The organism is Paenibacillus sp. 01T47 (genome assembly GCF_056398245.1).
Window position 1 is genome coordinate 140,351 of the sequence record NZ_JBFTPA010000018.1, and the last position, 20,142, is coordinate 160,492.

Annotated in this window: 15 protein-coding genes; 11 read left to right on the plus strand and 4 right to left on the minus strand. The window is 43.8% G+C overall.

The annotated features are described in order from the left end of the window. Positions 1 to 39: 39 nt before the first annotated feature. Positions 40 to 1,887, minus strand: coding sequence for a S8 family peptidase (locus tag AC1DOV_RS27300; protein ID WP_076266907.1), 1,848 nt, complete (start codon positions 1,885 to 1,887; stop codon positions 40 to 42). A gap of 184 nt (positions 1,888 to 2,071) precedes the next feature. Here AC1DOV_RS27300 and AC1DOV_RS27305 point away from each other — a divergent pair, with 184 nt between their 5' ends. Genes AC1DOV_RS27305 through AC1DOV_RS27315 form a run of 3 tightly spaced genes read left to right on the plus strand, consistent with a single transcriptional unit; the run spans position 2,072 to position 3,262 of the window. Then, entirely contained in the window at positions 2,072 to 2,572 is a 501-nt protein-coding gene (locus tag AC1DOV_RS27305; RefSeq protein ID WP_076266908.1) for a YpuI family protein, read from the plus strand. 54 nt (positions 2,573 to 2,626) lie between these two features. Beyond that, a complete protein-coding gene (locus AC1DOV_RS27310; protein WP_076266909.1) occupies positions 2,627 to 2,839 on the plus strand; it encodes a DUF1540 domain-containing protein in 213 nt (70 codons plus the stop codon). A gap of 6 nt (positions 2,840 to 2,845) precedes the next feature. Next, positions 2,846 to 3,262 (plus strand): DUF4190 domain-containing protein, encoded by a 417-nt coding sequence (locus tag AC1DOV_RS27315; RefSeq protein WP_477511379.1) that lies wholly within the window; start codon positions 2,846 to 2,848, stop codon positions 3,260 to 3,262. Positions 3,263 to 3,309: 47 nt separating this feature from the next. On the opposite strand, the gene AC1DOV_RS27320 is transcribed toward AC1DOV_RS27315, so the two are convergent. Next, a complete protein-coding gene (locus AC1DOV_RS27320) occupies positions 3,310 to 3,939 on the minus strand; it encodes a GTP pyrophosphokinase (RefSeq protein WP_076266910.1) in 630 nt (209 codons plus the stop codon). 157 nt (positions 3,940 to 4,096) lie between these two features. On the opposite strand from AC1DOV_RS27320, the gene AC1DOV_RS27325 reads away from it, so the two are divergent. Continuing rightward, positions 4,097 to 4,885, plus strand: coding sequence for an ABC transporter ATP-binding protein (locus AC1DOV_RS27325; protein ID WP_430057973.1), 789 nt, complete (start codon positions 4,097 to 4,099; stop codon positions 4,883 to 4,885). Next, the gene (locus AC1DOV_RS27330; protein ID WP_477551498.1) at positions 4,876 to 7,200 is read left to right on the plus strand and encodes an alpha/beta hydrolase; all 2,325 of its coding nucleotides are present in this window, start codon (positions 4,876 to 4,878) and stop codon (positions 7,198 to 7,200) included. Before AC1DOV_RS27325 ends, AC1DOV_RS27330 begins: the two co-directional genes overlap by 10 nt. A gap of 91 nt (positions 7,201 to 7,291) precedes the next feature. On the opposite strand, the gene AC1DOV_RS27335 is transcribed toward AC1DOV_RS27330, so the two are convergent. After that, the gene (locus tag AC1DOV_RS27335) at positions 7,292 to 8,017 is read right to left on the minus strand and encodes a queuosine precursor transporter (protein WP_339203415.1); all 726 of its coding nucleotides are present in this window, start codon (positions 8,015 to 8,017) and stop codon (positions 7,292 to 7,294) included. A 240-nt stretch (positions 8,018 to 8,257) separates the two neighbouring features. Between AC1DOV_RS27335 and helD the strand changes: the two genes are divergently transcribed. Further along, complete coding sequence (gene helD, locus AC1DOV_RS27340) at positions 8,258 to 10,585, plus strand: RNA polymerase recycling motor HelD (RefSeq protein WP_441886079.1); 2,328 nt, start codon at positions 8,258 to 8,260, stop codon at positions 10,583 to 10,585. A gap of 2 nt (positions 10,586 to 10,587) precedes the next feature. Here the strand turns inward: helD and AC1DOV_RS27345 are convergent, their stop codons facing one another. Then, positions 10,588 to 11,481, minus strand: coding sequence for a PAS domain-containing protein (locus AC1DOV_RS27345; protein WP_441886082.1), 894 nt, complete (start codon positions 11,479 to 11,481; stop codon positions 10,588 to 10,590). A gap of 697 nt (positions 11,482 to 12,178) precedes the next feature. Between AC1DOV_RS27345 and glgB the strand changes: the two genes are divergently transcribed. The 5 genes from glgB to AC1DOV_RS27370 all read left to right on the plus strand — a co-directional run bounded on the left by glgB (position 12,179) and on the right by AC1DOV_RS27370 (position 19,952). Further along, complete coding sequence (gene glgB / locus AC1DOV_RS27350; RefSeq protein ID WP_477511383.1) at positions 12,179 to 14,086, plus strand: 1,4-alpha-glucan branching protein GlgB; 1,908 nt, start codon at positions 12,179 to 12,181, stop codon at positions 14,084 to 14,086. 16 nt (positions 14,087 to 14,102) lie between these two features. Next, entirely contained in the window at positions 14,103 to 15,269 is a 1,167-nt protein-coding gene (locus tag AC1DOV_RS27355) for a glucose-1-phosphate adenylyltransferase (protein WP_477511384.1), read from the plus strand. After that, positions 15,266 to 16,378 (plus strand): glucose-1-phosphate adenylyltransferase subunit GlgD, encoded by a 1,113-nt coding sequence (gene glgD, locus AC1DOV_RS27360; RefSeq protein WP_477551499.1) that lies wholly within the window; start codon positions 15,266 to 15,268, stop codon positions 16,376 to 16,378. The genes AC1DOV_RS27355 and glgD overlap by 4 nt, the downstream gene beginning before the upstream one ends. Positions 16,379 to 16,518: 140 nt before the next feature. After that, entirely contained in the window at positions 16,519 to 17,985 is a 1,467-nt protein-coding gene (glgA, locus tag AC1DOV_RS27365) for a glycogen synthase GlgA (RefSeq protein ID WP_477511385.1), read from the plus strand. After that, positions 17,967 to 19,952, plus strand: coding sequence for a glycoside hydrolase family 15 protein (locus tag AC1DOV_RS27370; protein WP_339203406.1), 1,986 nt, complete (start codon positions 17,967 to 17,969; stop codon positions 19,950 to 19,952). Before glgA ends, AC1DOV_RS27370 begins: the two co-directional genes overlap by 19 nt. Positions 19,953 to 20,142: the final 190 nt, after the last annotated feature.

Consider the following 20,142-nt stretch of genomic DNA (forward strand, 5'->3'; position numbering starts at 1 on the left):
CCCATCGCATGCGATGGGTGCTTTATTGTGTTTGCTGAATTACTTCCCGTACTTATTCATAATCCGATCAAGCCTTCTTTTTACCTGATCGGGATAAGTTTGCAGCGCTCCACCGTATTTTGAAGCAGCTTGCAGTGCTTTATCAACATCGATTTCTCCATAGCCAAAATAATCGTCTTTTCCTTTGGCGCCTAAATCTATAGCTGATTTTCTCATAATTTCCATGACCTCAACGTTGGATAGCTCAGGATTAATGGACCGAATCAATCCTGCCAATGCCGCGACATGGGGACTTGCCATAGATGTGCCGGACAATGCTGCATATTGACTGCCAGGATAGGTACTCGCAATGCTGTCGCCAGGTGCTGCAACGTCTATATAATCGCCATAGTTGGAAAATGAAGCTTTTTCTTTGCTGCTGTTGGTAGCCGCAACAGCGAATACTTCCGGATATGCGGCTGGATATCCCGGTCGATCCGTATTATCGTTACCGCTGGCTGCAATCATGACGACGTCATGGTCATAGGCGTATTTAATCGCGTCATGAAGAAAATCTGCCTGCGCATAGTTGCCTAAGCTCATATTAATGACCTTGGCTCCATGATCGACGGCCCAAATAATACCTTGAGCAACGGAATAAGTGGAGCCTGCACCGCTGCTGTCCAATACTTTAACAGGCATAATTTTGTTATACCATGATAAACCGGCAACACCTTCATTATTGTTAACGGTAGCGCCAATGATGCCAGATACATGGGTTCCGTGGCCAACATCATCATCGGGAGCCGCATTTTCATCTACAATATTTTTGCCTTCAGCAAGCTTTCCCTTCAAATCCGGGTGGTTGCTTTGCACGCCGGTATCAAGCACAGCAATAATAACCTTGTCACTGCCTTTAGATAAACTCCAGCCCTTTTCCGTCTCAATTGATGGCAAATTCCATTGGTACTCTGAGTACAAAGCGTCGTTTGGAACGATTGCGGCTGAGCTCTCATTTGTCATATACAAATAATGTGGTTCTGTATATTCGGTATTCCACGTTTGCTTGAAATAACGGACTAGCTGATCCGTTTCAATATTTCTTGAGCGGAAAATAAAAGTATCTCCGACTTGTTTAACCCACTCCGCATTTATATCACGTTTTACCTGTTCAAGCTCGCTGCCCGAAAGAGGCTTAACGAAATGTACAACGACGTCACGAACATGATAATGACTGGCATTACCGTTATCCTCGCCAGTACGAACAGTCGTATCAATCGTTGAGTTTGGTTTAACGGATTCGATTTTGTAATTTCCTTCAGCCGGGTAAGGTACAAGTCTAAGGTTGCGCATTTGATGATGTTCTACGGATTTCAAAATATCTTGTTTGATGACACCGACCACACCGATTCCACTATGCTTGGAGTCTGGCACACCCAGCACCATATAACGGCTTCCATTTTTGGCCGTGAAAGAAGGGGATTCAAACTTGGCCCCTTTGCTAACTTGTGATTTTGCTTCAGAAACATAAGATTTAACTTTCTGATCCTCTGTTTGTGGAAGGGCTCCTCGATCAACGCTGCGATTGCCCGAAATCCAGCTAATATAAGCCATGTGCGCATGCTCATGCATCATATGCTTGATTTGTTGATCCGCTTCGTTTTTTGATCCCATACTGGAGCTCATCAGCTTCTGAAAATCTTTGGAGCACTCCGTGGAGCAAAGCATCGCTGTCGCTTTCATATCGGATTGCAGCGCAGCAATTTTGAGCGTATGCTCGCGTTTTGCAGAAAAACTAGACGTTTGCGGCGGTTTTTTGACGTCTTTAGGGGCAAATATCGGCGTCATTGGTATAAGCAGAGCAGCTAAGGCTAAAATTGTAAGACCACCAATCCATTTTCTATGCATGCCTGAAACCCTCCATTGATCGTTCTAAATTAGAGCTAAGTCTAATCTATAGGTTCGGATTCCAAGGCTTAAAATATGCGAACGAAAGCGTGAATCGCCAGTACCACTTAAATGTAATTTGTGGTACGATAGTGATGATTGTAGTTTTTACGTGTGTTTGGATTATGAAAGGGGAACTACCTATATGCCAACTGCCAACGTCAAAGCACTAACGGAATCAACTCGCACAAAGCTAAAGGATGCGTTAAGCCAACTGGAACCGTTTCTGAATAACAATTCCTTGCCCCAATTAACCGGCGAAGATGATGGAGAAGAAGCACATACTTTTTACAAAGGCCTTTTATCCGATTTGAGACATTTATTGGTCTTTTCTGAAGTCTCGGTTGAAAAGCTGGGAGTATTGCTCAGACGGCCCAATTTTGATACAGATTATGCGGAACGCGTGCTGTATGAGGTTTACCATCAATGCGTAAGCGCGTTTTTCTATCCGAAGAACGAATGTTATTCTGAAGATGGCCGTTATGCTTATACTGGCCAAGATGCGATTCGTTTCCGCTTTAAACCGAATCGTGATTCTCGTGGTATCGTACTTAGTGTTTCCAAGGTTTTTGAAGAACTGCGTGATGAATTAGCGTATTACGAAAATGATTACATGACTCAGCGTCGTATGCAAGGACAAAAATAAGGCAGAATGAATCACCTCCGGTCAGGGAAACTTGATAGTGGAGGTGATTTTTTTATGCCAAAAGGCGTGTCTTGTAGTGTCGCTAACTGCAACTTCTGGAAAGAAGGCAATAATTGTGGAGCTAGTGAAATCAACATCGAAATCGATCAACATGCAGGCGCCAATTTTAAAGAAGAATTTGCTGCGGATGACCTCGGACTATTTCATCAAGATCAAGCTGAACAATCAAAGTCAACATGCTGCCTTACCTTTAAACCAAAGGAGTGAAGGTCGATGGGTAAATATGAAGACGATTATAAACAATTGTTGGATGATCGAGATCGATCGGAACGAACAAGCCATCCAGTTGTGGGGACGGATCGCTTGATTGATGTAAATGAAGAAATGGCTGCTGATTTTGCAATCACCAATCCAGCGGTTCATACAGAGCGCAGAGAAGACCGTTATGTGGAGAGAGAAGAGCGGGCAGATGCCGAGTCCGGAGGTAATGCTCTTGGATGGGTATCACTTGTGTTTGCAATTGCGTCTTGGTTTCTATGGCCTGTACTCATTGGTGCAACATCAGTCGTACTTGGCTTTATAGCATACCGACAAGGCGCACGCGGACTAGGCGGTTGGTCTATGGCGATCGGAGCAATTGCATTAATGTTAAATTTAATTATCATGCCTTTTTATTACGCGATCACCTAACCGAATAAAAAAAAGCTCCTTCCCGGTAAATCGGGATGGAGCTTTTTTTATTTTAGAGCTTGCTCACGGTGCTTTTGTACTTCCACATTCAAAGCAAGCATCTCCCGATCCAGGAGATGAATCATATCGGCAGAGCCTTTGAGCTGCTGTTGTATATGTAGCGGAATTTGCTCATTGAATTTATAATAGATCTTATGCTCGAGACTTGCCCAGAAATCCATGGCAATCGTTCGAATTTGAATTTCTACAAGCACATTTTCAGTTCGATCGGTAAGGAAGACCGGTATCTCAATAAGCAAATGAATGCTCTGATAACCATTTGGCTTCGGGTTGATGACATAATCCTTGAGCTCAACGACGCGCACGTCGCTTTGCTTGCTAATCATGTCGACGATTTGATAAATATCGGTAGAGAAGGAACAGATTACGCGCACACCAGCAATATCCCGAATATGCTCTTTGGCATCCTCAAGAGTGATAGGGAGCCCTTTGCGCTGAAGCTTCTGCATGACGCTCTCTGGCGCTTTGATTCTGGTCTTCATATGCTCGATCGGATTGTAATCATGAATAAATTGAAATTCTTCATTTAGAATGTTAAGTTTTGTTTCTACAGCATCGAGCGCAAATTTATAAGTCAGAAAAAAATGAGCCCATTGCTTTAGTTGATTCGTTTTCATACGCAGATCACTCCTGATATAACAATTATATATATGTGATTATTAGCTGGAACGGTTTCGACATAAGCGAGAATCGTTGTATTATTATAATGGTCGATATTATATGCCAAGTCAAATTTATAGCATACATAAAAGTCAACAGACGGGAGAGTTAATCGTGATCATTGACATTCATAACGTTTCGTGGGAACAAAATAACAATAAAATTTTGGAACAAATAAGCTGGAAAGTAAACGAAGGTGAGCATTGGTGTTTGCTTGGACTGAACGGGTCTGGCAAAACAACATTGCTGAATATGATTAACGGCTATATATGGCCATCTGAAGGCAGTATGGAGGTACTTGGGAAAAAATTCGGTGAATTTGATTTACGCGAGCTGAGAAAAAGCATTGGCTGGGTTAGTACTTCATTGCAGCAAAAGCTATACGGCTCTGAGACTGCTCTAAAAATTGTTCTTAGCGGCAAATTTGCAACCATTGGACTATATGATCAAACCGATTCTGCTGACATGATCCAAGCAGAAGAATTAATGAGAACACTTGGCTGTACGGCTTTAATGGAGCGAACATACAATACGCTGTCACAAGGAGAGAAGCAGCGAGTGTTGATCGCAAGGGCGCTGATGGCTTCTCCGAAGCTGTTAATACTGGATGAGCCGTGTACAGGCCTTGATGTATTTGCACGCGAGCAGCTACTTCAAATGATAGCTGCTGTGGCAGGCGAGCAGAATGCTCCTACCATTATTTACGTGACCCATCACGTGGAAGAGATATTGCCTTGCTTTGCAAAAACGCTTTTAATTAAGAAGGGGAAGGTGTTTGCAGCAAATGACACTTCTGAGGTGCTGACATCCGCACTTATGAGTGATTTTTTTGGAGTGCCTGTCCATATCGAGAAGCGTAATAGCCGAAACTGGATTACTGTTGAGGGGGATTTATGGAATTAGTATTGCAAGAGCCGCAGTTTCAGCTGCAGCAGCCTCCTGAGCCAAAAAGATGGAAAAAAATAATGGCTTGGTTAAAAAAACGATTCGAGCTTAGAAATGAACGAGATCATTATATAGCGAGAATTGCTACAGGAAGCACAGCTCTATTTGCGTCACTAGCGATGACGGCAGCCGCGCTTGGCATGCCGACTGGACTTGGTACGACAATTGATATTTTACTTTTTTTAATTTTGAATATCGTTGCTATGAGTCTAGCAGCGAACTTGCTATCATTAATATATTCAATGTTGTATTTACCAATACCGCGCAGACTTGCGGCTGTATGGACATACGCTTCGATAGAGGCTTATCTGATTTTGTATTATGCAGAGCTTGGCATACTCATGTCGATTATCATTGCGTTAGCTTTTACCATACTAGGGGCTGCTGCGGGCTGTTTGCTCGGTATCCTCTTAAAGTTAAAAATAAAGCGACGGAGCAAATTTTTGATTATGGTGGGAGCAGCTTCTGTTGCAGCGATCAGCTATCTGTTTGTTTATTGGCCAGGAACTGCAGCTATGTCTCAAACGGCTGACGTCGCGCTGGACAGCGATTCCATTCGCAATACAATAAATGCGCCTGATCCAGCTGAGAATGGGAAGTTTGTATTTCAGGCTTTCACTTATGGAAGCGGGCTGGATAAGCATAGAGTCATTTTTGGCAAAGAGGTTGATGTTCGATCTACGGCAGTTGATGCTTCAGCTTATATTACAGAATGGTCAAAACTGAAAACAAAATTTTGGGGATTTGACGAGCATGCTCTGCCTTTAAATGGGCGTGTCTGGATGCCGGAGGGTGAAGGACCATATCCAATTGCACTTATCGTACATGGCAATCATTTGATGGAGGATTTCTCTGATGGGGGTTATGGCTATTTGGGGGAGCTGCTTGCTAGCCAAGGCATAATAGCCATTTCAGTAGATGAGAATTTTTTAAACTATTCCGTTTGGTCTGGTATACCTAATAATGATATGAAAGTACGCGCTTGGGTACTTCTTAAGCATTTGCAGCAAATTAAACAGTTGAACGAAGAAGTCGGCAATCCTTTTACCGGAAAAGTTGACATAAGCAGGGTTGCATTAATTGGTCATTCCCGCGGGGGCCAAGCAGTAGCTATGGCTTCTGATGCGGATCGCTGGTTTAAAGACGACAAAACATTAGAGAGCTTAAATGATGTTGTAATCGAGTCTGTTGTGGCAATCGCACCAACAGATAAGCAAGTCGATAATAAATCGGCTCAGCTGACCGATGTAAATTACTTGACGCTTCAAGGGGCGCGAGATGCGGATGTAAACAATTTTTACGGTGATCGACAGTACAGCAGAACGAAGTTCCAAGAGTCAACAGATAAGTTTAAGGCAGCTCTTTATATCGCGGATGCTAATCACAGTCAATTTAATTCTGACTGGGGGAGAATGGATGAGCGTCCGCCGGGAGGCCTGTTTTTGAGTCGTAAGGAGCTGCTTGCGGCTGAGGACCAGCGTCAAGTTTCCAAAGTGTATGTATCCGCATTTTTGCAAGCTACTTTGCTAGGAGAAAACAGCTATAAGCAGCTTTTTGAAGATTATCGGTCTGGACTTGATTGGCTCCCAAATACAGCGTATACCAATCGGTTTGAATCGTCCGATTTTACAGAGATTGCTAGGTATGATGATGGCAAGCAAAAAACAGCGCTGAAGAATGGCGGCAAGGCGAGTGTTGCTGGAATGATCGATTGGAGCATCGCATCAGCTGAAGACCGCGATGGCAAAAACAAAGGTACAAAAGGAATCGAGCTGGAATGGTCGGAGCCTGGGGCGGAATATGCTTTGGAATTATCGCCAAAAACGATTGATCAAGCCGCAGAAATAACGGAGGGCAATCTTGTATTTTCGATGGCAAATCTTGAACGTGATTTGATCGCTGTAGAGGATAAAGACAAAGCGGATGCTGCTCATAACGAATTAGAACTCTCTGAACCGCCGCCGCTGCCGGTCATAGAGATTGAGCTTACGACGACTGAAGGCGAGAGTATAGAGCTAGGCTTAGATAAAGTGATGCCTGTGGCGCCGCCAACGTATACTGCCTTTATGGCTTTTCCTTGGCTGGAGGAGCGAATTAAGGATGAGAAATATAAAGAATCTTCGGAGCCCATATTTCAAACCTACACGCTGCCGCTTGAGCTGTTCAGCTCAGACGAATTAGCGATAAAAGCGGATGAGATTAGCCGAATTACGTTTCGTTTCAAAAGTGGACCAGGAAAAGTAATGATTGACGATATTGGGTTTACATCATAGTGAGCAAATAGGAAAGCGGGATGCCTGGCAGTTGGCATCCCGCTTTTACAACCTTATATGAATCATAAGTTACGAGCTTGTCCAGATGGCATCAGCCCGGAAGACTTTCCTTTTCTTCTTTAAAGGTAAAGTTTCTTGCAGCATATAAGAATGGTGTCGAACAAAGGGATACGATAAATTTGATGACATAAGTCGATAAGAAAATAGAGAGCCAAAGCTTGCTGCTATAGCCTGGTGCGCCTGCAAAAGCAATGGTGCAAAATATGAACGTATCGACTAGCTGACTTACCATAGTACTCCCATTATTACGAATCCAGAGCTGATTTGGAGCCGGACATAAACGTTTTAAAGTGGAGTAAATTTTGACGTCCAAAAATTGGCTCACAAAATATGCGCATAAGCTTGCTAGTGCAATTCTTGGCATTAGTCCGAATAACGTTTCCATAGCACCTTGAACCTGCAGAGGAAATTCTTCATTTAACGGATTAAAAAGAAGCGCCATCTGCATAATAATGGTCGAAGTAATAAGCGTGAAGAATCCGAACCAAACGGCTCTTTTGGCCGCTTTTTCGCCATACTTTTCATTAAGAAGATCTGACGCCAAGTAGATAGTTCCGTACATCGTATTGCCAAGCGTTATAGCAATAATCATGCCGAAGGCATGGATATCGATTGTTTTGACGACTTGAATGTTGGCTAACACGGTAGCCATTCCTATCCAAGCGTAAATGCCTACCCGGCCAAAAAAACGATACGAAAGAAGAAATAACGAAAAATGCACGAGCATGAAGATCGCGCCAAACCATAAATTAAACATGTTGCTTGTTACCTCCTAGTTTTGATAACGCGGGAGTTTTCGAACCGCGAATTGCTTGACTGATAAGACTTCTGAGTTGTTTTTCTGCCTTTGTCATTATAAACGCTTCTTAGGAGCGGAGCAATAACTTTTGATTGTTGTTTCATTTAGGCGGCAGAAGATGGTAAAATGGATGTTACGTTTTAAAACATGGTATGCCAAAGACTTGGTTAACCTTACTAATAGTTAAGGAGTGGTAAAGTGACTAATTCTAACGAACAATTGGAACAAGAGCAGCAGCGTGTCATTGACGTGACGGATCTCATCCGCACTCGGATAGAACAATTCAACAATCAGCTTGGCGGCATACGCGAGGATATCGTTGATTTTCGACGTAATTTTTGGGATGATGTAACACTAAATTTTGAAGATGCGGCGGAATCAGCAGAGTCGCATGCCAGCATGAAGCAGCAAGCAGAGGTACTCTCAGAGCGTGAAAGAAGCCATCGCCATGCTGAGGAACAGCTTAAAACACTTTATAAGCTTGAGCATTCTCCATACTTCGGTCGAATTGATCTTCAGGAGGAGGGGCAGTCCAAATCAGAGCCGATTTATTTAGGTGTAGGCTCCTTGCTGGATGAAAGCGGATATGAATACCTTATCTATGACTGGCGTGCTCCCGTGTCGAGTCTTTATTACGATTATGGCCCGGGTCCTGTGCAGTACGAAACGCCAAGCGGCTCGATTGAGGGCGAAATGTCGCTTAAGCGTCAATTTATTATACGTGATGCTGAAATTCGCAGTATGTTCGACACAGGTGTCACAATCGGGGATGAGCTGCTTCAGGAAGTGTTAGGCAAGCAGTCAGATGCCCAAATGAAAAGCATTGTAGCAACGATTCAACGCGAGCAAAATCGCATCATTCGCAACGAGCGCGCAAGGCTTCTTATCGTTCAAGGAGCTGCGGGCAGCGGAAAAACGTCAGCCGCGCTTCAACGAGTGGCCTATTTGCTTTATCGGTATCGCGGCTGGTTAAATGCGAACCAAATCGTTTTATTCTCACCAAACCCAATGTTCAACAGTTATGTGGCGACCGTATTGCCCGAGCTTGGCGAGCAAAATATGCAGCAAACGACCTATCAGCAATATCTCGAGCACAGGCTAGGACAAACGTTTGCCCTAGAGGACCCATTCTCACAAATGGAATATACGCTCGCAGCGGTTAATGAACAAGGCTATGATGCGAGAATAGCTGGAATTACTTATAAATCAAGCAATTCGTTCATGCATTTGATTGATCACTATGCAGCCGAGCTTGGTCAAGAGGGGCTAGCTTTTAAAGCAATTACGTTTATGGGACGAAAATTGATTTCTGCAGCAGCAATTTCGGAGCAATTTTACAGTTTGGAGCGTTCGTCTTCCATTGGAAACCGGATACGCCTTACGGCGGAATGGATACTGAAAGAGCTGACGCGGTTAAGCCGCGAGGAACGGGATCAGGACTGGGTTCAGGAACAGATCGAGCTTCTGGATCAAGAGGCGTATGCGAAGGCGTTTGAAGATCTGGAACGGAAAAAACATTTTGCAGGAAACACATTTGACGATTTTGACGCTGAACGTGATTATTTAGCCGCGATGGTTGTGCAGAAAAAATTCAAGAAGCTGCGCAGACGAGTGAAGCAATTATTGTTTTTGGATGTGCCGGCGATTTATAAGAGACTATTCGAGGATAATGCGAATATGTTGGAGCGATTTAAAAACAGCGATCATCAATTGCCTGAAAAATGGAATGAAATTAGTGAGCAAACGATTGCAAAGCTCAATCAGAAAGAGATTTATTATGAGGATGCTACTCCGTATTTATATTTAAAAGAAAAGCTTGAAGGATTTCAAACGAATACATTGGTTAAACATTTATTTATTGATGAAGCGCAGGACTATTCACCTTTTCAATATCACTATTTAAAACGTATTTTTCCCAACTGCAAAATGACCGTGCTGGGTGATCTCAATCAGTCCATATTTGCTCACGCTGTAACAGGTAATGGCTTCGAGCCGTTATCAGAGCTGTATAGCGAGGAGGAGACAGAGAAGATCATTTTAACAAGAAGCTATCGCTCGACGAAGCCGATTGTGTCATTCACGAGTCGGATGATTGAAGGCGGTGATCAAATTGAGGCCTTCAACCGAGATGGCGCTGAACCAACAATCACTAAAGCAGATAGCGAAATGCAGCTCATAGAGGGAATGCAGGAACGAATGAATCAGCTGCTGCTGGGCGGTTATCAATCGATTGCGGTCATATGTAAAACGGCGGAAGAAAGCAAACGCATGCATGCGTCTTTGCAGCCATACTTTCCTAAGCTCCGCCTTGTAGAAAAGGAAACCGTTACGTTTGAAAAAGGAATTATTGTGATTCCTACTTATTTAGCCAAGGGCGTCGAGTTTGATGCAGTTGTCATTAGCAATGCTAGCAATGAGATCTATTCACGCGAAAGCGAAAGAAAGCTGTTTTACACGGCGTGTACGAGAGCGATGCATGAGCTCCATATTTTCCATACGGGAGAGCTCACGCCGTTCATCAGATAACCTTATTTTCTAATCTCTGACCAAATATCATGAACATCCACTTGAAGCTCCGAAGCTATCAGCTCTGCTGTAAGTCTTTGGGGCTTCAATATTTTCCCGTTGCGGAGCTTGGAAATGGTTTGAATGGAAATACCGGTTGATGAGGATAGATAACCGACGGTTATATCTCTTTTGGCCATCCATATGCGCAGTTTCATCGAAGCTTCGATACAATCATCGACAGGACGCAGATCCCAGATGACGAATGCAAACTCAAGCACGTCGCCAAATCCGTCAATAATAGGTGTAAACGAAACGGACAACTCAAACTCGATCCCGCTTAGCTTGCTTGTCTTAATCGTAATACTCCGCTCTTTTTTTTGCAGGTGAGCCTCTTGTATTATTTTTAAAATTTTACCATGATCCGTTTCCGCAATAAATTGCAGCAGGGTTTCGTCCTGCATTTGCTGGTTAGGCTCAATTTGAAAGGGAGCAAGCCTGTCTCTTAGAAAACGCACATGATGATGTCTATCAATAATTCCGCTGATCAACACTTTATTTCTTTCTGCTTGCTGTTCAATCCAATTGTATGGTGATAGATCTTCGAATATAATGAAGGCATAAAGAAGTTTATTATCAATGCTCCTTGGCAAAGGCTGCAGGTCAATGCGTACAGAGATTTTTCGTTTCGATTTGGTGTAAATATTAACTTCGCTTCTCATCACTTGCCTTGAAATGTTGATCTTGTATTTATGAAGCAAATAGCTGCTTTTTTTGGATTGCAGCTCTTTTAGCGTATAACCGCATAACCTAAGGAAAGCTTGGTTCGCGTCCTCTATGCGCACCTCTATTTCATTTTGACTCATTAGCAGCATAGGCTGATTCATGATTTGAAAAATATGATTGTAAACCGACAATACGAAACACTCCTCTTAAACCCATTCCACGACCCTATAATCAAATAAAAGTATAAAATAGTCGTTCTAAACAAACAAGTCAATGAATTTGGCATTTCGTATTATGTTTCAAAAGTGTTTCATAAGTTTAATTAATTAAACTTGATCGCTGAAACGATACCTTTATGGTGCAAATAGTCATAAGTTGAATCAAAATCACCTGTAACACTCCGCCAGCAGGCTTTATTCTCATTCGGTTTCCCGATAATATGAAAGCAGACAGCCTCAATGGAAAAAAAGAGCAGCAGGCTAACACACAGGGGAGACAGAATATGAACCATTGCATCATAGAAAACTGTACAAAGCCGATCAAAGCCAAAGATTTATGTGCAATGCACCATCAACGTTTGCTGCGTCACGGTGATCCTTCCATTGTAAGACCGCGCAGAGTGAAACAAGTTACAAATTGCAAATGGATTAAATGTACTCAACTCTCAAAAACGAAAGGTTTTTGTGCTAAACATTATTACATACAGCGAACGCTGAGTCCTGAAAAAGATTGATGTTACGTAATCTAACACAGATTAATTATTATTGTCGAAATCTATGAAAACGACTGTGTTTTTTTTCAAAACCATGTATAATGTGGATAAAGTGATTCGTGTTTAGATGATTAAAGTACTTGTAATTAATCATCCAACAGGGGGTGAAACCAAGAATGGTTCAAACGGCGCCTATCGGATTATCCATGAAGGATCTCTATTTATTCAACGAAGGAAGTTCTTATCACAGCTACCGTTTTATGGGTGCGCACCGTGTTCAATTGGATGGTAAAAAAGGTGTTCGATTTACGGTTTGGGCACCAAACGCAGCTGAGGTTCGGGTTATTGGCAAATTCAATAAATGGATTGGCAATCGTCATGCAATGGTAAGAATCGGAACGACTGGCGTTTACAGCTTGTTTGTCCCTGGCATTGGTGAAGGCGAATTATACAAGTATGAGATTGTAACCATAGAAGGCAAAATCATTAGAAAAGCTGATCCGTACGCTTTTTTTGCAGAGCGGCGGCCAGGAACGGCATCCATTGTATCGGATTTAGACGGCTACAAATGGGATGATGCAAAGTGGCAGGAGAAGAAGCGCGAGCTTCCTCCATACACGAATCCGCTGCTCATTTATGAGGTGCATGCAGGTTCGTGGAAAATTAAAGGCAAAGAGGATTATTACACGTACGAGGAATTAGCAGATGACTTGATCCCGTATACAGCTGAAATGGGTTATACGCATATCGAGCTTATGCCGCTGTCTGAGCATCCTCTAGATCAATCTTGGGGCTATCAGATTACGGGCTTTTATGCAGCGACGAGTCGATACGGATCTCCGAAGCAGCTGATGCGATTTGTAGATAAATGCCATCAACATGGACTCGGTGTTATTTTGGATTGGGTTCCCGGTCATTTCTGCAAAGATGATCATGGGTTGCGACTTTTTGACGGTACACCTATTTTTGAAGGAGCAGATCCCAATCGAGCGGAGAAGCCGCTCTGGGGGACGCTTGCCTTCGATTTCGAGAAAAAAGAAGTTGTCAGCTTTCTTATTTCAAATGCCATTTACTGGATGGACTTATTTCACATTGATGGGTTGCGTGTTGATGCTGTCGCTAGCATGATCAATTTACACATGGACAAACCGCCGGAAATGCATACATACAACTACCTAGGCGGCCCAGACAACCTAGATGCTCTCCGCTTCCTTAAGAAGCTTAATGAAACTGTGTTTCATTATTACCCCGATACTTTGATGCTCGCAGAAGATTCTTCCGCATGGCCAGCTGTTACATCACCAACCTACAAAGGCGGCCTCGGATTTAATTTTAAATGGAATATGGGCTGGATGAACGATATGCTGCGTTATATGGCACTGGATCCGGCTGAACGTTCGCATCATCACCATCTCATTACATTTTCACTCCTTTATGCTTTTTCGGAAAACTATGTATTGCCTCTATCGCACGACGAAGTTGTTCACGGCAAACGTTCTCTGCTAAACAAAATGCCTGGAAGCTACGAAGAGAAATTCGCACAATTACGTTTGTTCTACGGCTATTGGATTACGCATCCTGGTAAAAAGCTGTTGTTTATGGGCAGTGAATGGGGGCAGTTCGATGAATGGAAGGACGCCGATATGCTGGATTGGATGCTGCTCGAATATGATCTGCATCGCAGCATGCACCATTATGTGAAAGCTCTTAATCATATCTATACTGATCAGCCTTCATTATGGGAGAGAGACAGCCAGGCGGATTGCTTCGAATGGATTGATGTTCATAATGCAGCACAATCTGTCATATCCTTTATCCGCCGTGGAAATACTGATTTCTCCGTTGTTATTGCTAATTTTTCTAGGAACGATTATAAACAGTTCCGTATTGGTGTTCCAGAGCCAGGTTTCTACAGCTCTTTAATAAATAGCAATGAGAAGCCATATGGCGGAACGGTAACACAGGCACAACAAGGCTACACCAGTGAAAACGTCGCTTGGCACGGTCACAATCAAAGCATTACGCTTCACTTACCCCCCCTGACATTCCAGATCTTCAGCTTAGATCCGGGGAACACAATTTGAGAGGGAGTTGGTGTCCATGGGCCGAAAAGAAATGATCGCTATGCTGCTTGCAGGAGGCGAAGGGAAAAGGCTGGGCGTGCTAACAAAGGATTTAGCTAAGCCTGCAGTCTATTTTGGCGGTAAATACAGAATAATTGATTTTACGTTAAGCAATTGCGCACACTCGGGAATTGACACTGTGGGCGTACTAACGCAATATCAACCGCTGGAGCTCAATCGTTATCTTGGCATTGGCAGTCCATGGGGACTTGACCGCCGTGATGGCGGCATGACCATTTTGCCGCCATTTATGAAACAAAAAGGCGGCGTATGGTATAAAGGCACGGCAAATGCAATTTATCAAAATATGTCCTTTATTGAACCTTACAATCCTGAGTATGTACTTATCATTTCAGGAGACCACATTTACAAAATGGATTATGATTTAATGCTCCAGCATCATAAGCGTTCAGGAGCAGACGTGACGATTGCCGGGATAGAGGTAGATTGGAAAGAAGCAAGCCGTTTTGGTGTTATGCACATCGATGATGAGGATCGAATTACGGCTTTTGAGGAAAAACCGAAAAACCCGACTAGCAACATCGCTTCCATGGGCGTATATATTTTCACATGGTCTGAGCTCCAAAAGTATTTGATTTATGATGAAGCAAGCCGCAGCTCCAGTCACGATTTTGGCAAGGATCTTATTCCAGCCATGATGAGAGACGGGAAACGGCTGCATTCATATCCGTTTAAGGGCTATTGGAAAGATGTTGGTACAATCGAGAGTTTATGGGAAGCGAATATGGATTTACTTGCTGATGAGCCACCGCTTGAGCTTGCCGATGCCGATTGGCGCATTTATTCGGTAAATCCAAATCAGCCAGCACAACATATTGGCGCAAGTGCACAGGTTTCTTCTTCTTTAATAACAGAAGGGTGCATGATTGAAGGGGTTGTTGATCGCTCGGTATTGTTCTACGGCGTTAAAGCAGCCCAAAACACAGTCATTACGGAATCAGTCGTCATGCCTAATGTAAGAATAGGTGAAGGCGCACGCATTTATAGAGCGATTATTGGCGAAGGAGCCGTCATTCAAGCGGGTGTAACGATTGGAAGCCCAGATGATGATGCCATTACCGTTATAGCAGTGGATCAATATGTGACGAACGAACATTTGCTGCAGGAGGTGGAGCACTCATGAAGCATAAAGTCATGGGCGTCATCAATTTAATTCATGAAACTGACGAGCTGGAACATTTAACACAAAGCCGCTGCCTTGCAACTGTCCCCTTTGGCGCGAGATATCGATTGATTGATTTTGTACTGTCGAGCATGGTTAACTCCGGAATCTCCAAGGTTGCCGTTTTTGCGCATACGAAATACCGCTCACTTATGGATCATTTGGGTTCAGGAAAACATTGGGATTTGCAGCATCGTCAAAGCGGATTATTTGTGCTCCCGCCAGCAACTGACGACATTCAAGAAATTAGCCGTGGAGATTTGTACCATTTCTATCAACAGCGTGATTATTTTAATCGGTCATCACTCGACTATGTTGTCATTACACGCAGCCACATGGTTTGCAATATCGATTTCGAGAAGGTTATCGATTTTCATTTGGAGCGGGAAGCTGACATCACCGTTGTGTGTAAGCAGCAGGCTGATATATTAATGGGCAAAGCTCGTAAAGTGAAGTTGAATGACGAAGGCAGAATCACCGCCATTCAGGATCACTATGGCCGGATGTCTAGTGACATCAATTCTATGGAAATGTACGTTATGCGCAAAGAGCTGCTGATGGAACTAGTAGAGACCTCGCTTGCTCAAGGCCAGGATCATCTGGTTCGCCACGCGATATTCTCTAGGCTGAATCAGCTTAATGTATATGGGTATATGTATGAGGGATATTTGGGTGTAGTTAATACGCTTAGCAGCTATTATCGCAATAATATGAATTTATTAGATCCGGATGTTTGGAAGGAACTATTTTATCAGCCGGGTTCCATATTTACGAAGGTTAAGGATGAGCCTCCTGCCCGGTATTTGGGTAATTCCAAAGTTAGGAATTCGTTAATTGCAAACGGCTGCCGTATTGAGGGTACCGTAGTGAACAGCATAATTTTCCGCGGCGTACATGTACAGAAGGGCGCTATCGTAAGCAATAGCATCGTTATGCAAAATGGCGTTATCGGAGAAAATAGCTTTTTACAGCACAGTATTTTGGACAAAGACGTTCGCGTTGAAGCGGATCGTGATATTAGGGGAGCGGCAAGCTCGCCATTCTTAGCAGGAAAACGGAAAATTATTTAATATAAGCAATCATTACGGTCATCCAATTCAAGCTTTTATTTGCCGCGAAAAAATGCAATTTACCACGATCGGAAAATAAAATCAGATTCCAGTTGGGTTCATGCATTGCTGATGCGGCGTCCATGAGAAAGGAGAATCCTATGAACATTTTGTTCGCAACCTCAGAAGCTGTACCGCTTGCGAAGACTGGCGGTCTCGCCGACGTTGCAGGGGCGCTCCCCAAGGCGCTGAATAAGCGGGGCGTTGATACCAGAGTCGTATTGCCGAAATATGCACAAATTCCTGCTGCACTTATCGGGCAGTTTGAGCTTGTTACTCATTTTAACGTGTCGTTTGGCTGGCGCAATCAATATTGCGGTTTGCTTAGAGCGGAGTTTGACGGCATTACTTATTATTTAATCGATAACGAGTTTTATTTTAAAAGAGATGGGCTTTATGGTTACGGGGATGATGCGGAAAGGTTTGTATTCTTCTGCTTTGCTGTGATGGAAGCGGTACGGTATATGGAATTCCATCCAGATATCGTTCATTGCCACGATTGGCAAACGGGACTCATTCCGTTTCTCCTAAAGACAAGATATTATTATGATCCGGCTTGGGCGTATACCAAATCCGTATTTACGATTCACAATTTAAAATATCAAGGTTTATTTGGAATTGATCTCCTGAAGGATTTGCTTGGAGCCGGTGATGATATGTTTCTGGAGGACAGCTTGGAATTTCATGGAGCAGGCAGCTGTATGAAAGGCGGCCTCGTGTATGCCGACAAGCTGACGACTGTGAGCGGTACGTATGCTCAAGAAATTCAAACCGATTATTTCGGCGAGAGGCTGGATTCTCTGCTCCGGTATCGTTCAGGCGATTTAATCGGGATTGTGAATGGCATTGATGATGAGCTGTTTGATCCGATGAATGACGAAGCTATTGCCATTCCTTTCCGAAATGCCTTGAATCGAAAAAGAAAAAATAAAGTGGAGCTCCAGCGTGAGCTAGGGCTCCATCAGTCCGAAGATATACCGCTTATCGGAATCGTTTCAAGATTGGTGGAGCAAAAGGGCTTTGATTTAATCACGGCAACATTTGAAGAACTGCTCCAAGAAGACGTGCAATTTGTAATATTAGGTGCGGGTGATTGGCAATATGAGCAATTTTTCAATGATGCCGCTTCTCGTCATCCGGGTAAGGTTGCTGTATGGATCGGTTATGATGATAGACTAGCGCGCCGAATTTATGCAGGCTCGGACATGTTCGCCATGCCTTCGCAATTCGAGCCATGCGGCTTGAGTCAACTTCTTGCGCTGCGCTATCGTTCCGTCCCGATTGTCCGCGAGACAGGAGGACTAAAGGACACGGTACAAGCCTATAACGAATATACTGGCGAAGGTAACGGCTTCAGCTTTACGAATTACAATGCGCACGACTATATGAATACCGTGCGCAGAGCGCTGGCTCTTTATCGTAATCAGGAAGTCTGGAAGCAAATCGTGAGTAATGGCAGCAACGAGGATTACAGCTGGAATCGGTCTGCCAAAGCCTATATATCCGTTTACTCACAACTTTTAGCGCATCGAAAGGAGAACGAAGAATCATGGCCCGTCATCTTGTAATCGGCAACGGTAAGATGCTCCTTAATTTGGATCAACATTGTTTTATTCGGGATATTTATTATCCATTCGTTGGGCAGTTAAATCACGTAGGCGGACAATATTGCCGCTTAGGCGTATGGGTAGAAGGTGCCTTTAGCTGGCTGGATGAGCCGGGATGGAAGTTTGATCTAGATTATATTGAGGATTCTTTGGTTACGAATATTACGGCTAAGCACGATGGTTTAGGCATCGAGCTTTATATGAACGACGGGATTCATCAGCGGGAATGCATTTATATCAAACGGGTAGTCATTCGTAATAAAACGAATGATACAAAAGAAGTACGCTTGTTTTTCCATCAGGACTTGATGATCGACGGGACAGAGGTTGGAGATACCGCTGTTTATTATCCTGAAAATCACACGCTGTATCACTACAAACGCAATAATTACTTTATGTTCAACGGTTTCTCAGATGAAGGCGGCATGACGCAGTATTCTACAGGAATCAAGAGGTTCCAGTCCGCTGAAGGAACATGGCGTGACGCGGAGGACGGCGTGCTTATGGGCAATTCGATTGCCCAGGGTTCCGTTGACAGCACGATCAGCTTCCGAACAGTCGTTGCTCCAAACAGCGAAAAAACCATTTATTATTGGATGTCAATCGGCCAAAATCTTGAGGAAGTCAAAGAGCTGAACCAGTATGTTCAGGAGAATCATCCGGAGAAGCTGCTTAGCCGGATGGTTATTTACTGGAAGCACTGGCTTCGCCGAGCAGAATCAGACCTTGGTGATCTGCCGCATGATGTGGTGAAGATGTTCAAACAAAGCTTGCTTCTCGTAAGAACACAGGTGGATGAGAGAGGCGCTATATTAGCTGCCAATGATACGGATATCCTGCAATACAATCGAGACCATTACAGCTATATGTGGCCGCGTGACGGCGCTCTTATTGCAGATGCGATGTCTATGGCAGGGTATCAGAGTGTAATAGCTCCTTTTTTCCATTTTTGCGCACAGGCATTGTCGCCTGAAGGGTATTTGTATCACAAATACAATCCAGATGGAACAGTAGGCTCAAGCTGGCATCCGTATATCGTGCAGGGCAGCAGAAGATTGCCTATTCAAGAGGATGAAACCGCACTCGTGTTATTCGCATTGTGGAAGGATTACTCGCGGAATCAAGTGATTGAGCTGCCGCAGTCCTTATATAGCAACCTGATTCGCAAGGCTGCTACTTTTTTGACCTCGTACATGGAGCCTTCCTTGTCACTGCCGAAACCGAGCTATGACTTGTGGGAGGAGCGCTACGGCATCTGGACGTATACCGCCGCATCTGTATATGGCGGTTTAATGGCTGCATCGTTTTTCACAGATCTATTTGGCGATTATGAGCGCAGCGATCTTTACAAAAGCACAGCAGAAACAATTAAACATGGCATTGTAACTAATTTGTGGGATGAAGAAACCGGCCGATTCGCCAGAGGACTTATTCAGAAGGATAATCGCTGGGTGAAGGATATGACGCTCGAGAGCAGCTTGTTCGGCGTTCTGGAATTTGGCGTGCTTCCTGTTGATGATTATCGTGTCGTGCAGACGATGCATGCCATTAAGGAAGGGCTGCAGGTCAAAACCCATATCGGAGGCATCGCCCGTTACACGAACGATTATTATTTCCAGCAAACAGGTGAAATTGACAAGGTTCCAGGAAACCCTTGGATTATTTGTACGCTATGGGTAGCTAACTTTGAGATTGATTCCGCCAAAACGCTTCAAGAGCTGGAAAGCCCGCGCAGTACGCTGCAATGGGTATCTGATCATGCACTGCAAAGCGGATTGCTGCCGGAGCAGCTTAATCCTTACGACGGAACGCCGCTATCAGTAGCGCCGCTAACTTGGTCGCATGCAACCGTCGTACACAGTGTGAGCAAATATGCAGAGAAATATAAACGTCTTCGTCTGGAAGCGGAGGCTAACGGTTTACTTTAAAGTTTTCATAACTGGAAGCGAAATGAAAAGAAGAACCTGAGTGTGAAGTGCACCCCTTAGAATAGACATTGGAAAAACCCCTAGGTTATTCCGATGAAATTCTAGGGGGTGTATTTTTGTGGCGGTTAAAGGGCAAAAGTTTAAGCATTATGAAGATACAACGAAAGTGGAGGCAATCCGCTTACATGTT